15 protein-coding genes and 1 tRNA gene are annotated in these 13,477 nt (G+C 63.2%); 10 read left to right on the forward strand and 6 right to left on the reverse strand.

Annotation, left to right across the window (positions count from 1 at the left end; genetic code table 11):
• Positions 1-6: 6 nt before the first annotated feature.
• The gene (locus G7076_RS01520) at positions 7-210 is read right to left on the reverse strand and encodes a hypothetical protein (protein ID WP_166199813.1); all 204 of its coding nucleotides are present in this window, start codon (positions 208-210) and stop codon (positions 7-9) included.
• Positions 211-443: 233 nt separating this feature from the next.
• On the opposite strand from G7076_RS01520, the gene G7076_RS12635 reads away from it, so the two are divergent.
• The 7 genes from G7076_RS12635 (at position 444) to G7076_RS01550 (ending at position 6,417) form a co-directional block, all read left to right on the forward strand.
• Positions 444-572: a hypothetical protein gene (locus G7076_RS12635; protein ID WP_277343924.1), complete on the forward strand. Its 129-nt coding sequence runs from the start codon at positions 444-446 to the stop codon at positions 570-572.
• Between the two features lie 133 nt (positions 573-705).
• Complete coding sequence (locus G7076_RS01525; protein ID WP_240913939.1) at positions 706-1,341, forward strand: PspA/IM30 family protein; 636 nt, start codon at positions 706-708, stop codon at positions 1,339-1,341.
• Positions 1,342-1,359: 18 nt separating this feature from the next.
• On the forward strand, positions 1,360-1,749 hold the full coding sequence (locus tag G7076_RS01530; protein ID WP_166199815.1) for a PspC domain-containing protein: 390 nt from the start codon (positions 1,360-1,362) through the stop codon (positions 1,747-1,749).
• Complete coding sequence (locus G7076_RS01535; RefSeq protein ID WP_166199817.1) at positions 1,749-1,982, forward strand: hypothetical protein; 234 nt, start codon at positions 1,749-1,751, stop codon at positions 1,980-1,982. Before G7076_RS01530 ends, G7076_RS01535 begins: the two co-directional genes overlap by 1 nt.
• 188 nt (positions 1,983-2,170) lie before the next feature.
• Positions 2,171-4,270: a TonB-dependent receptor gene (locus tag G7076_RS01540; RefSeq protein ID WP_166199819.1), complete on the forward strand. Its 2,100-nt coding sequence runs from the start codon at positions 2,171-2,173 to the stop codon at positions 4,268-4,270.
• Positions 4,271-4,312: 42 nt separating this feature from the next.
• On the forward strand, positions 4,313-5,221 hold the full coding sequence (locus tag G7076_RS01545) for a cation diffusion facilitator family transporter (protein ID WP_166199821.1): 909 nt from the start codon (positions 4,313-4,315) through the stop codon (positions 5,219-5,221).
• On the forward strand, positions 5,221-6,417 hold the full coding sequence (locus G7076_RS01550; protein ID WP_166199822.1) for a threonine synthase: 1,197 nt from the start codon (positions 5,221-5,223) through the stop codon (positions 6,415-6,417). Before G7076_RS01545 ends, G7076_RS01550 begins: the two co-directional genes overlap by 1 nt.
• 369 nt (positions 6,418-6,786) lie before the next feature.
• Here G7076_RS01550 and G7076_RS01555 read toward each other — a convergent pair.
• The 4 genes from G7076_RS01555 to G7076_RS01570 all read right to left on the reverse strand — a co-directional run bounded on the left by G7076_RS01555 (position 6,787) and on the right by G7076_RS01570 (position 10,383).
• A tRNA-Thr gene (locus G7076_RS01555) sits at positions 6,787-6,860 on the reverse strand.
• An 18-nt stretch (positions 6,861-6,878) separates the two neighbouring features.
• Positions 6,879-7,730 carry a hypothetical protein gene (locus G7076_RS01560; RefSeq protein ID WP_166199824.1) on the reverse strand — a complete coding sequence of 284 codons (852 nt, stop codon included), beginning with the start codon at positions 7,728-7,730 and terminating at the stop codon, positions 6,879-6,881.
• Positions 7,727-9,034 carry a mechanosensitive ion channel gene (locus G7076_RS01565; protein ID WP_166199826.1) on the reverse strand — a complete coding sequence of 436 codons (1,308 nt, stop codon included), beginning with the start codon at positions 9,032-9,034 and terminating at the stop codon, positions 7,727-7,729. The genes G7076_RS01560 and G7076_RS01565 overlap by 4 nt, the downstream gene beginning before the upstream one ends.
• A 20-nt stretch (positions 9,035-9,054) precedes the next feature.
• The gene (locus G7076_RS01570) at positions 9,055-10,383 is read right to left on the reverse strand and encodes a replication-associated recombination protein A (RefSeq protein WP_166199828.1); all 1,329 of its coding nucleotides are present in this window, start codon (positions 10,381-10,383) and stop codon (positions 9,055-9,057) included.
• Positions 10,384-10,481: 98 nt separating this feature from the next.
• On the opposite strand from G7076_RS01570, the gene G7076_RS01575 reads away from it, so the two are divergent.
• Positions 10,482-11,120 carry a PadR family transcriptional regulator gene (locus G7076_RS01575; protein WP_166199830.1) on the forward strand — a complete coding sequence of 213 codons (639 nt, stop codon included), beginning with the start codon at positions 10,482-10,484 and terminating at the stop codon, positions 11,118-11,120.
• A 20-nt stretch (positions 11,121-11,140) separates the two neighbouring features.
• Here G7076_RS01575 and G7076_RS01580 read toward each other — a convergent pair whose 3' ends face one another.
• The gene (locus tag G7076_RS01580; protein ID WP_166203256.1) at positions 11,141-11,773 is read right to left on the reverse strand and encodes an EF-hand domain-containing protein; all 633 of its coding nucleotides are present in this window, start codon (positions 11,771-11,773) and stop codon (positions 11,141-11,143) included.
• Positions 11,774-12,022: 249 nt separating this feature from the next.
• On the opposite strand from G7076_RS01580, the gene G7076_RS01585 reads away from it, so the two are divergent.
• Both G7076_RS01585 and G7076_RS01590 read left to right on the forward strand, forming a co-directional pair.
• Complete coding sequence (locus tag G7076_RS01585; RefSeq protein ID WP_166199832.1) at positions 12,023-12,727, forward strand: VIT family protein; 705 nt, start codon at positions 12,023-12,025, stop codon at positions 12,725-12,727.
• 9 nt (positions 12,728-12,736) lie between these two features.
• A complete protein-coding gene (locus G7076_RS01590) occupies positions 12,737-13,453 on the forward strand; it encodes a cytochrome b/b6 domain-containing protein (protein ID WP_166199834.1) in 717 nt (238 codons plus the stop codon).
• The last annotated feature ends 24 nt before the right edge of the window (positions 13,454-13,477 follow it).

Raw genomic sequence — 13,477 nt, forward strand, 5'->3', positions numbered from 1 at the left:
AACGGCTCAGGCCGCTCGGGTACGTTCGCGCGCCTGATATTTGTCGTAGCCCTTCTTCGCCAGCCAACCGGCGCCCAGCGCCAGCCCCAGCGGACCAAGGCCGCGGCGAGCGATGATCGGCACCGCCGCGCCAATGAGTGCGCCGGTCGCCTTGTTGTTGCGCGAGGCAAGTTTCTGTCCGGCAAGTGCGCCGAGGATCTTGGCAAGCATGTCTTCATCCTTCCTGGGAAAATCGAATCCATGTTTCAATGAGTGGCGGGCGCTGCGGTTCCGGAATTGGTGGAATCCGCCAATCCGGGGTGGGAAAAATCCCCAAATGATCCCTCGTGATGGAAAAGTTGTTTCGAAAAATGGCTGAAAACCGCAATTGGCACGGTGCTTGAATATATCCCGGCATCGGCAGTTTGGGCTTGGCCCGGCAGCCGCCAAAAGGGAGAATGACAATGTTCGGTTCGAATATCCAACGCCAGCTCGTCGCCGCCTTCGCGGCGCTGCTGATGAGCACCGTCGCGGTTAGCGCCGCGGTCGGCCCGGCCTCGGTCTCGAATCCGGTGGTCGCCACCTATGCCTGACCTGGAGATCATCGAAGCCAAGGCGCCGGTCCGGGCCGTCCGGATGGAGCAGCCGCAGGAAGAGACGACGGTGCGTTTCGCGCCACTCGCCGGAATCCTCTCCGGCCCCATCTTCACCCGGGCGCGCGACATCATGGCCGCCAACTTCAACGAGCTTCTCGACCGGTCGGAAGATCCGGCCCGCATGATCCGCATGATCATCGTCGAGATGGAAGAAACGCTGGTCGAGATCCGCGCAACGGCAGCCCGCTCGATCGCCGACATCAAGGAAATGCGGCGCGCCATGAGCAGGCTTGAGGAGATCGGCGCCAATTGGGGCGACAAGGCCTCGCTGGCGCTCGAGAAGGGTCGTGAGGACCTCGCCCGGGCTGCTCTGGTAGAGAAGCAGAAGGCCAACGAAATGGCCGATGGCCTCTCGGCGGAGATCGCCGGGATCGAGGAAGTGCTTCGCGGCTATGAGGAGGACATCGCCAGGCTCCAGGCCAAGCTCTCGGAGGCCCGCGCCCGCCAGGCGTCGATCGCCAACCGGATCGAAAGTGCGATGACCCGCGCGCGGACCAGCGAGGTGCTTCATGGCGGACGGACCCAGGACGCATTCGCCCGCTTCGAGTTGCTCGAGCGGCGCGCCGACCTGGCGGAGGGTTATGCCGAGGCGCTTGGGCTGACCGGGCCGAAAAGCCTCGAAGAAGAAATTGCCGAGCTGAAAGCGGCCGATACGGTCGACGCCGAGCTCGAAGAGCTGAAGGCGGCCCTCGCGGGCCGGCGCTAAGGGAAGGGAAAAGGGGACATGGCAAACCATTACTCGCTCAATCGCCGCGACAAGAAAATCGCCGGAGTCTGCTCGACCGCTGGCGACATCTTCAACATCGACCCGACCATCCTTCGTATTGGCTTCGCCGCAGTCGCCCTGATGGTGTCCTGGAAGTTGGCGCTTATCGCCTATGTCGGCGCCGCGATCTATTTCGCCATCCAGCGGAAGAAGGCGAACGAGGTTGGCCAGCGTCCCAGCGAGTTCGAGCGCATGGCCGAGGCCGGTAAGCGCCGGACATCCGTCCACGACGTCCGCACCAAGCTCGACGCAACCGACCGCCGCCTGATGGCCATTGACCACCACCTCGCCCAGCAGTCCAACCATGAGCTGGCGCGCGAGATCGAAGCACTGAGGGAGGACAAGTGATGACCGACCCCACGTCCATTGTTGCCATTGCCTCAAGCCTGATCGCAGCGATCGCGATCACCGCAGCGGCCGGCCTCAAGGGCTGGCAGGGCTGGTTGGAGATCAAGCGGATGGAATTGTCGAGCGGCCGTGCCGATGCGACCATGCCGCAGGCGGGCAATCGTATCGAACTGGCGGATCTCAAGGAGCGGGTCCGCAAGCTTGAGGCGATCGCCGCAGGAATCGACCTCTAGGAAATTCGTCTCCCCGGGTGGCGCGTCCCCCCGAACGCGCCGCATCCCATGAAGCGGCCCGGCCCCACCGCCGGGCCGCTTTTTCAATCGCTTGCCGATCGACGAACGGCATCAAGGATGCGACGGTGGCGCTTGCGTGACACGATATCTTGTAACATATGCGCTCTGTCCATGTTCGAGGTTACCGAATGATTCCCCTGTTTTTTCTGGTCGCCCAAGCCGTCGAGACGCCGGAAGTGATCTCGCAGCCCGGGCAAGCGCCAGCCCAGTCCCAGAATGCGGACCGCGCGGACCAGCACGCCCGTGAACGGCATGACGTTGGCGAAGCGATCGTCGTCACCGGCGTTCGGCGCAGCAGCCAAGACGTGCTTGGCGGGGTCTCTGTGGTCAGCGGGTCCGAGCTTGTGCGCGAGCGCCGCCAGAGTCTCGGCGAAACGCTTGCCGGCCAGCCCGGTGTCAGTGCCACCAGCTTCGGTCCGGCTGCCTCGCGCCCTATCCTCCGCGGCCTTTCCGGCGATCGCATTCGCCTTCTGACTGACGGCATCGGCAGCTTCGACGTTTCCTCGTCCAGCGCCGACCATGAAGTGACGATCAACCCGATGACCGCGGAGCGAATCGAAGTTCTTCGCGGACCAGCCGCCCTTCTATTCGGCAGTTCGGCCATCGGCGGCGTCGTTAATGTCATCGACACGCGCATTCCGCGGCGGATGCCCGACGACCTGGTACATGCGGATCTCGCCGCGACCTATGGCTCGGCGGCTAACGAGCGCTCGCTCGGCGGCGCGGTCGACATACCGCTGGGCAGCACTTTCGTCCTGCACGGCGACGCAAGCTTCACCAAGACCGACAATCTGCGCACCGGCGGGAACCTCCTGTCGGACGATCTGCGCGAGCAGGCCGCGGCAAGCCCCGAACCGGAAATCCGCGAACTGGCCGACCTTGAAGGCAAGCTTCCCAATACGGATTCCGAGACGAAGGAAGTGGCCGGCGGAATCGCCTATGTCGGCCCGAACGGGCTCAACATTGGCGCGTCGATCAGCCACCGTGACAGTTATTATGGCGTTCCGATCCGCTTCTCGCTCGATCCCGATGTGGAAGCGGAAGCGCCGCACATCGATGCGCGCCAGACCCGCTACGATGCGCGCGCGACCGTGCCTCTTGAAGGTTTCCTGAAGGAAATGCGGCTCCGCGGAGGCTATTCGCGCTACCGCCACGATGAGGTTGAAGATACCGGCGAGGTCGCCTCGACCTTTCGCTCAAACGGCGGCGAGATCCGCCTCGATGCCGAGCAGTCGGTTCGCGAAGGATGGTCCGGCACGACCGGTGCCCAATTCGTCGGCCGCGACGTCAGCATCCGTGGCGAGGAAAAATTCCTTCCCGACAGCCGCCAGCGCCAGCTTGGACTGTTCACGCTGCAAATGCTGGAGCGCGATCCCTGGCGGTTCGAGGCGGGCGCCCGTGTCGAGTTCAGCAAGCTTACGGCCGACGAGGACGTGGATCTTGACACTCCGGACCTCAAACGGAAGTTCACGACTGTGTCCGGCTCTCTCGGTGGAAGCTACGAGTTTTCGCCTGGCTGGCGGGCCGGCCTCAGCTTGTCGCGAAGCGCACGCTCGCCGGCGATCGACGAATTGTTCGCCAACGGTCCACATGCCGGCACTCAGGCATTCGAGATCGGCGACCCTGATCTCGATCCGGAGACCAGCATCGGCATCGAGGCCAGCCTTCGCAAAGTTACGGGCCCGATTAAGCTTGGCCTGAACCTCTATCACAATCGATTTTCTGACTTTATCTATCAGAGCGCGACTGGCGAAATCGAGGATGATCTGCCGGTCTATCTATACCGGCAGGGCAAAGCGCGATTTACCGGTGTCGAGGCCGAGATCGACGCCAGGCTCGGCACGGCGGCCGGCATTAGCTGGGCGTTCGAGGGTGTGGCCGATGCCGTTCATGGCAAGATTTCGGGCTTTGGCCCCGCGCCGCAAATTCCGCCGCTGCGCCTGAAGGGTGCCCTGACCGGCCAGCGCGGAAATGTCGACGGCCGCTTCGAAGTCGAGCACGCCTTCGCCCAGAAGCGCAACGCGCCGCTTGAGACGGAAACCCCGGCCTACACGCTCGTCAACGCCGCGCTCGAATGGCATCCGGATCTCCAACGGGCGGACCTGACGCTTGGAATCGCCGCGAACAATCTGTTCGACGTCGTTGCCCGCCGGCATTCCAGCCTGCTCAAGGATTATGCCCCGTTGGCCGGCCGCGATATCCGGCTGACCTTGTCCGTCGGCCTGTAGGAGCCGCTTGACCTTGATGCGCTGCGCCCTAACCGTTCGGCAATGGGCGGCGGTCATCATCACGGACACGATCACGACCACGGCTCGGCCGAATACAATCGCGCTTTCCTGATCGGGATCGTCCTCAACACCGTCTTTGTTACTGTCGAGGCGGGATATGGCTTCGCGGCCAACTCAATGGCGTTGCTGGCCGATGCCGGCCACAATCTCGGTGACGTGCTCGGCCTCGCGGTGGCATGGATCGGCGCCCGGCTGGTCCAGCGCCGCGCAAGCCCGCGCTTCACTTACGGGCTCAAGAAGAGCTCGATCCTCGCCGCGCTGGTCAACGCGTTATTATTGCTCGTCGCGGTCGGTGGAATCGGCGCTGAGGCGATCCGCCGGCTGCTCAATCCCGAAGGCTCAGATGGACAGGTCATGATGGCGGTCGCTGCCGTCGGAATCGTGATAAATGCGGCCACCGCCCTCCTGTTCGCGCGCGGTCGCAAGGATGACATCAACATTCGCGGCGCTTATCTTCACATGCTGGCCGATGCCGCAGTCTCTGCGGGCGTTGTCTTCGCCGGCGCGCTCATCCTTTGGACCGGGGCGCGCTGGATCGATCCGGCAACAAGCCTCATCGTCGCCACCATCATTCTCTTGGGCACATGGGGGCTCTTGGTGGACTCCACCTCGATGACCCTCGCGGGAACTCCGAGAGGCATCGATCCGCGTGCGGTTGGTGCCGCGCTGGAGCAATTGCCCGGTGTCACCGGCACGCATCATCTCCACATCTGGCCGCTTTCGACCACCGAGACGGCGATGACCGTCCATCTTGTCGTGGATGACAACGTTGACCGGGACCGAATCCTCATCGAGGCGAGCGACGCGGTGCACGACCGGTTCGGGATCGCCCATTCCACCATCCAGGTCGAACGGACGGCCGACCATGGCGACGATTGTGAGACCTGCTAATGTTCGTGACGCATTTGGAATGCTCCGCCACCAGCGAGACCTATGAGGCTGGCCGGCTTCACAACCTGTCGGCGGCGGGCAAGCCTTTGCTTGTTCGCTACGATCTGGACAGGGTCAGCCTCACCAGGGAAGAACTAGCTGCGCGTCCGTCGGACATGTGGAAATGGCGGGAGCTTCTGCCGCTTCCCAAAGGCGTTGCGCCAGTCAGCCTCGGCGAAACGGAAACTCCGCTGATCGGCCTCGAACGGATCGGCGCGTCGGCCGGCGCGCGGGCGCCAATCGTCAAGGACGAGGGCCGACTTCCAACCGGCAGCTTCAAGGCGCGCGGCCTTGCGATGGCGGTCAGTATGGCTAGGCATCTCGGCGTCACGCGGATTGCGCTTCCGACCAACGGCAATGCCGGCGCAGCGCTCGCCGCCTACGGCGCAAGGGCCGGGATGGAGACGCTCGTCATCTGCCCGGCGGAAACACCGGCGATCAACGTTGAGGAAACCGCGGCCTACGGCGCGGTAGTGATCGTCGCCGACGGCCAGATCGACGAATGTGGGCGCATAATCGGAGAGGGTGCGGAGCAGGGCCGATGGTTCGACTGCTCGACGCTCAAGGAGCCCTACCGGATCGAGGGCAAGAAGGTGATGGGGCTGGAGCTGGCCGAGCAATTGGACTGGGAGCTCCCGGACGTCATTTTCTACCCAACCGGCGGCGGCACCGGCCTGATCGGCATGTGGAAGGCGTTTGGCGAATTGGAAGCGATCGGCCTCATCGGCCCTAAGCGACCGCGACTGATTGCGGTCCAAGCCGCCGGGTGCGCGCCAGTCGTTCGCGCGTTTGAAGCCGGTGCAGATTCCTCCGAACGCTGGGAGGGCGCGGCGACTATGGCGACCGGTATTCGCGTTCCAAAGGCGATCGGCGACTTCCTCATACTGCGCGCGGTCCGCGAGAGCGGCGGAGCGGCGATCGCGGTTGAGGAAATCGACATTGCTTCTGCGATCATCGATGCGGCACGCGAGGACGGGTTTTTGCTTTGTCCAGAAGGCGGCGCGGTGCTTGCGGCCTGGCATAAGGCGCTGGAAAACGGGTTGGTCGGCAGGCAAGAACGTTGCGTTCTCTTCAACTGCGCCAACGGCAACAAATATCCGCTCGCCGGGCAGTCTCGCCGCGCGAGGCTGGCCGATCTGGATCCAGCGACACTTTAGCTTTTGGGCAAAAGTAAGCCCCGGATACCGAAGTATCCGGGGCTCCATGGTTCGCATCCGAAGATTTGAACCACGGGAATAAAACACACGTTACGGCCCGCGGTTCCGCGCGTGACGACAATCTTGCAAAAATATTTTGGAATGGTCCGGCGGCGCTGGGAAAAGCGGCATCGCAGAAACGAGAAAGCCCCGGATACCGAAGTATCCGGGGCTCCATGGTTTCGATCCGAAGATCTCAGCCACGGATTGAATTTGTGCGGAAATCGGTTTGGAGTCGAGTCAGAAAATCGGCACCGACGCACAAAAGCGTGAGCGAATCCGTGCGTAAACCTGTGGATAAGTGCACCGTTCGGAAGAATCACGAGGGAATGGTGCCGGCTGAGGGATTTGAACCCCGACCTTCGGTTTACAAAACCGCTGCACTACCACTGTGCTAAGCCGGCTACGCCTGCCCCAATGCGTCAGACGATGCCGAACGTCCAGCCTTCGCTTGCCGCAATTTGCGGAGTCAGGCCTTCCGGCGCGAAGGCGCGCGGGTGAGCGAGGTGGGCGCGCATCCCGGCCGCGGTGATGAGCGCATCCGTCTTGTGGTCGTCGATCGGCCCGCGTCCGCGCCACGGCGGCGATCCTAGTGCGGCAAGCGCAATATTGAGATCGGCGCGGCTGCGGATCTTCATTCCCGGCAGGCCCGCGTTGCGAATGTAGATTCGGGTATAAATCTCCACGACGGCGCTCTCGCCCGACCGCAGTGCGTCCATCGGGAAAATGGTAACCTTGCCATGAATTCGATGGAGCAGGCGCATTCCGGAGAAGCTCGCCTTGGCCACCTGCGCCGCGCCGATGGCGTCATAGGCGCTTGCCGTCTTGCGCCCGCCCATTCGGTTCAGTTGCTGATCGCACTGGCGGAAGTGCATGAAATCCGCCTTCACGCCGTCCGCCGCCCCGAAATAAAAATGGCGGCGGTGGGCCTGCTCGAGGACGCTTGCCGCGCCGAGGTCCTCGTCGTCGCTCAAGCCGTCGACATAGGCCCAGAATTCGCGAGCGGTGGAAGGAACGTCGGGCTCGCCTGGGAGGTACTCGCCGCGATCAATAATTGGCGGGGCAAAGCTGAAGTCGAAGCCGAACAGGGTCGGCTCCCTTGCCGCCTCGCGCACCAGCCAGTCGGCGACTTCTGTCCGCGACCAAATGTGGCCTGGGCGGACGAGGCGCGGCGCTTCATCACCCCGCGCCTCGGCGATGGCAATCCCTCTGTGACGTCGCCCCTTTGCACCGGACCAGTCGATAGCGACGGTGCGCTGGAAGCGAGGCGTCACATCAAGGGCGGCTGGCTGTCGTCGTCCGACGTTGCGGCCTTGCGCAAGCGCGGCGGCACACGCGGTGCCGGCGGCGGCCCGCTCGAATCCTGCCAATCCTCAAGCATGCGCGCTGCGAAATCGCGGCCCCCTAGTCCGAACGCCAGCGCCGCGGCGATCGCTGCCGAGCCAAGGATCAGGCCGAACGCCATCATCACGATCTGGTCGGCCAGTCCCATGAAGGTCAGGCCGATGGCCGTGAACAGGGCAATGATCGCATATTTGACAATGGTCTGCGCATAGCCCGCCTCCCCGGTCGAGCTTCCGACCAGGTTCGACAGAATCCGCGCCAGGAAGATGCCGGCAACGATGATGACCGTCCCGAAGATGACCTTGCCGCCGAGCTCGGTAATTTGGAACAGCATAGCAGCGGTGGAATCGCCGCCCACTTGCCGTGCCGCTTCCATCAGGCCGACGATGATCGCCGTGATCATCGCGATGGCGCCAACTACACGCGAAGGTACGGCGGTGGCCGGCATGACGCCCAGCGCGCGTACGGCATTGTCGAAGCCCAGACTCGGCAGGATGGTCTCGAGCAGGCTTTTCACCCAGCGGCCAATGATGAACGCCAGCGTCACCCAAACCAAGGCCGCGAGGACGTTGGGGATGGAGATGGCAATGGCGTTCAGCATATTGGTGGCGGGGTCGGAGATCGCCGACACCTGAAGAATCTGGAGAGCGCCGATCGCCGCGAAAAGGATGATGATTGCGGACACGGTGACACCCACTGCACGCGCGATGGAGCTTCGCGCCGGCGCCGCCCCTTCGGTGGCATTGCCGGCACTGTCGACCGCGACTGGTGCCTCGCCGATGCTCACGCCAGCACGGCTCATCAGCCGCTCGAGGTTCAATGCGCCGAGGAACGCTTCGACGATGTGACGGACGATCCGCGCCAGGATCAGTCCCGCGAAGAAGAACAGTCCCGCTCCGAGCAGCTTGGGCAGGAAAGCGAACACTTCATTGGTCAGCGCTGTGACCGGAGTTAGCACGCCCGACAGGCCGAGCGGCTGGAGTGCCGCGATAAGCCCGACTAGCCAAACGATCCAGTAGCCGAGCCTTCCAAGTTCCTTGCCTATGCTGTCGCCGCCGGTTGAGGGATCGCGCTTCAGGATCGGCACTTTGTCAATCGCCTTGGCGATACCCCACTGAACTGCCTTGGCGACGAAGTGGGTGGCGACGAGGATGAGGATGGCGAGCAGGACGCGGGGTCCCCAGTCCATCAATTGCGCGCGCCAGTAAGCGGCGGGTTCGGTGTTCTGGTACATGAAATTCTCCCCTCGTTTCCTCAGGCCTTCTTGCTCAACTCTCTGCGCTTATCGTCCCAGAAGGCAAGCCGTTCCCGGACCCGTGCCTCGAAGCCGCGGTCGGTCGGCTCGTAGAAGCGTTCGGTTTCCATCTCTTCGGGCCAATAGTCTTGCCCCGAGAAGCCTTCCTCGCGCGAATGGTCGTAGGCGTAACCCTTGCCGTAGCCGATATCCTTCATCAACCGCGTCGGAGCGTTGAGGATGTGGGCTGGGGGCATCAACGAGCCGGTATCTTTCGCGCTCCGCCATGCCGATTTCTGAGCCATGTAGGCTGCGTTCGATTTGGGCGCGGTGGCTAGATAGAGGCAGGCCTGGACGATCGCTAGTTCGCCCTCGGGCGACCCAAGGAAGTCGTAGGCGTCCTTGGCGGCGAGGCATTGCACCAGCGCATTGGGGTCGGCCATGCCAACATCCTCGACCGCAGCGCGGGCCAGCCGACGGAGCACGAACAGAGGCTCCTCTCCGGCCACCAGCATCCGCGCCAGATAATAGAGCGCGGCCTGCGGGTCCGACCCGCGGATCGACTTATGGAGCGCGCTGATGAGATTGTAATGTCCCTCGCGGTCCTTGTCGTAGACGGCCACTCGCCGCTGCAGGAAACTCGCAAGCCCAGCCGCGTCTAGCGGATCTTCAAGCCCGACGTCGAACAAGGTTTCCGCCTGGTTGAGCAGGAACCGGCCGTCGCCGTCGGCGCTGGCCACAAGTGCGTCGCGCGCCTCCGGCGATAGCGGAAGCGCTCGCCCCTCCATCGCCTCTGCCCGCTCAAGCAATTGGCACAGTGCCTTGGTGTCGAGCCTATGGAGGATCAGCACCTGGCAACGCGACAGCAGCGCAGCGTTCAGCTCGAAGCTCGGGTTCTCGGTCGTCGCCCCGACCAAAGTCACGGTCCCGTCCTCGACATAAGGCAGGAAACCGTCCTGCTGGCTTCGATTGAAGCGATGGACTTCGTCCACGAAAAGCAACGTGCGCTGCCCGGCCCGCGCCGCCGTCCGCGCTTCCGCGAAAATTTTCTTGAGGTCGGCGACCCCGGAAAACACAGCTGAGATGGCGACGTAGCGGAGGCCCACGGCATCGGCGAGCAGCCGGGCGATGCTGGTCTTGCCCGTCCCCGGCGGCCCCCACAATATCATTGAGCTTAACTTGCCCGCCGCGACCATCCGGCCGAGCGCGCCTTCCGCGCCTGTCAGGTGTTCCTGCCCGACGACGTCGACCAGCACTCGCGGGCGAAGCCGCTCCGCCAACGGCGCATCGGCCGGTGGAGCGCTGTCGTGGACAGGCGGCGGGACATCGTCGGCGAACAGGTCGGCCATCGCCAGCAGCAATAAGCAGGTCCGCAAAAAGTTGCACCACCGCTCTTGCTCGAGACTGTCTCAAGATATATCTTAGAGCTATCGAAAAGGAGATGGACATGCGCTTCAACATTCATCACGAGGGCTGCAGCCCCCGTTTTGCCGGACGCGGGCGAAGCTTCAGCTTCGGCCCCGGCGGCTTTCATTTCGATTTCGGTGACGAAGAGGGCGGCGATTGGGGCGGCGGGCGCCGCGGACGTCGTAGCGGCAAGCGAATGTTCGAGGGCGGGGAGCTTCGGCTCGTGCTCCTGAAGCTAATCGCCGACGAGCCGCGCCACGGTTACGAGCTCATCAAGGCGGTCGAGGACATGACGAGCGGCGATTACGCGCCGTCGCCCGGGATCGTTTACCCGACCCTGACCATGCTCGAAGACATCGGCTATATCGCCGAGCGCAAGTCCAAGGATTCCAAGAAGATCTACGAAGCGACCGAGGAAGGCCGCATCCACCTCGAAGAGAATTCGGAAGAAGTCGACGAGCTGATCGAGCGCCTCGAGGGCCATGGCCGCCGCCGCAGCCGCGGCCAGCGTCCGGAGATCGGCCGTGCGATCGGCAACCTGATGGCGGCTCTACGCCACCGGATTGCGTCGGAAGGTTGGAACGAGGACCTGCTAGAGGAGGTCATCGACGTTCTCGACGATGCCGCGCAGCGGATCGAGCGCGCGAAAAAACGCTCCCGCGACAGTTCTGAAGACTGACTGGCTGCTGCAGCGACCGCTCAGCGGGAGCCCTTCGTCGCCTCCAGCTCCTTTCGAGTCAGTCGGCCGTCATGGTCCCTGTCGTAGCGCGAAAAACGCTTGCCCGCGGTGCCGCGGAACTCGACCAGCGTCACCCGCCGGTCCAGGTTCGCGTCTGCCATCGCCACCGGCTGAGGGACATTGGCGTAAATCGTCGGGCTTGAACCGCCCTTTTTGATCCGCGACTTGGATTCGGCCATCCCCTCCATTTTGATCGGGATTTCGTTCGGACGTCCCGGCTCGGGTCCCTTCGGACTGTAGCGGGCGTAGCCGCCGAGGTTGCTCCCGACTGCGCGAACGGTTGAGGGCGCTACCCGCTCTTCATAATGGTCCATCTCCTCGCCATCGATCACCTTGTCGTCGTTCTTGTCGAGCGCGGCGAAGAAGTAATCGGCGTCGTTCTGGAGCTCGATGCGCGTGATAACCCCGTCGTGGTTCTCGTCCGCCTGCTGGAACCATCGGTCGAAAGGATCCTGATCGTCCGTGGCCCGGAATGGCTCGCCCATCACGCTGACATAGACGGAACCGTATTTTGGAACGCCGCCCTTGGATGAGCGGGATTGCGCGTCGGCCACGGACGCTGTGATAGCGAGAAGGACTGCGAGGTAACGCATTGAGAGGACGATCCTTCCAGGTGACGCCGAGAGCCAAATCGCCAAGCGAGTCGAGGAACGACTAGCATAGCTGACATGGTCGGCAATGGTTGAAAGCGTCGACCTCCGCTAACGCGATGGCCACAGGCTGACCGCAAGACGATAAGGTCTTCTCCTTATAGCCATCCCTCATTGCGTTCGATGATATCGGCTGGAACGAGAGGCCTGGATGCAAGCATTTCCGGAGACCACCATGATGATGGCCGAAAATTGAGCCGGCTTCACAGCCACCCCGAGCGGCACGCCGGGTCTCGCATCGGCTGGCTTCGCGCGGCCGTCCTTGGCGCGAATGATGGTATCGTTTCCACAGCGAGCCTGATCGTGGGGGTCGCTGCCGCAGAGACGTCCAGATCAGGCGTTATCGTCGCCGGGGTCGCGGCGCTATTCGCCGGAGCCATGTCGATGGCTGCCGGTGAATATGTCTCCGTCAGCTCGCAGTCGGACACCGAGAAGGCCGATCTTGCCCGTGAACGTGCGGAACTGGATCAGCAGCCGGATTTCGAGCGGGAAGAATTAATCCGTATTTACGAGGCGCGCGGGGTCGAACGCAAGACGGCGGTAGCTGTCGCGGATCAGATGATGGCCAAGGACGCCCTGTCCGCGCACGCTCGCGATGAGCTTGGAATGTCCGACACCACTGCGGCCCGGCCGCTGCAGGCCGCCGTTACGTCGGCGCTGACCTTTACGGCTGGGGCGGCTGCGCCACTCCTTGTCGTTCCGTTCGCACCGATTTCCTTACTGGTTCCGATCGTTGCGATCGTGTCCCTCTTTTGTCTGGCAATCCTCGGTTTCGTTGGCGCCCGGATAGGCGGCGCACCGGCGGGCCCCTCGGTTCTTCGAGTAAGCTTCTGGGGCGCACTGGCGATGGCGGTAACCGCCGGAATTGGCAGCCTGTTCGGGACCGTGATAGGATAGGAGGAGGTCATGGAACAACGAACCGACCGGGTGAAGGTCTGGGATTTGCCGGTCCGCGTGTTTCACTGGTCGCTTGTCATTGCGATCGCCGTTGCGTTCCTCTCTTCAGAGGAAGAGAGCGCCCTTAACGCCTGGCATGTGCTGGCTGGCTGGGTCGCAGCTATTCTCATTATGTTCCGGTTGGCCTGGGGTTTCTTCGGCGGCGAGCACAGCCGCTTTCGCGATTTCATTCGTCCGTCGCGCATATCCACCCATCTTGCTGGCCTGGCTCGGGGGCGCACGGAGCCGTCGATTGGGCACAATCCACTTGGCGCCGTGGCTGTGCTGGTCCTGCTTGCGCTTTGCGCGATCACTGTCTGGACAGGCGCTTTCGGTGGCGAAGCGGCTGAGGAGCTGCACGAAGTTATCGCCTGGGTCTTACTGGCGATGGTTGTGCTTCACGTTCTAGCGGTCGTCATCATGTCGATGCTCGAGCGGGAAAATCTCGTCAGGGCCATGATCACGGGAAGTAAGCAGGCTTCACGCCATCCGGGCGCCGCTGACGCCAAGGCTCCGGGCGCAACCGCATGGCTGATGGGAGCGGCAGTGGTCGCCGCTACGGCATACGCCATCGTCAGATACGATCCTGCTGCGTTTAGCCTTCGCAGCGTCGAATCCTTCGAACACCGCTCTGGCGGCGGCGGGGAGAAGGCCGAGGCCGGCTACGAGAGAGAAAGCGACGAATGATCTCTTGATTCAGCCACGAAGAGG

The organism is Sphingomonas sp. HDW15A, assembly GCF_011301715.1.
Classification (GTDB): Bacteria; Pseudomonadota; Alphaproteobacteria; order Sphingomonadales; family Sphingomonadaceae; genus Sphingomicrobium.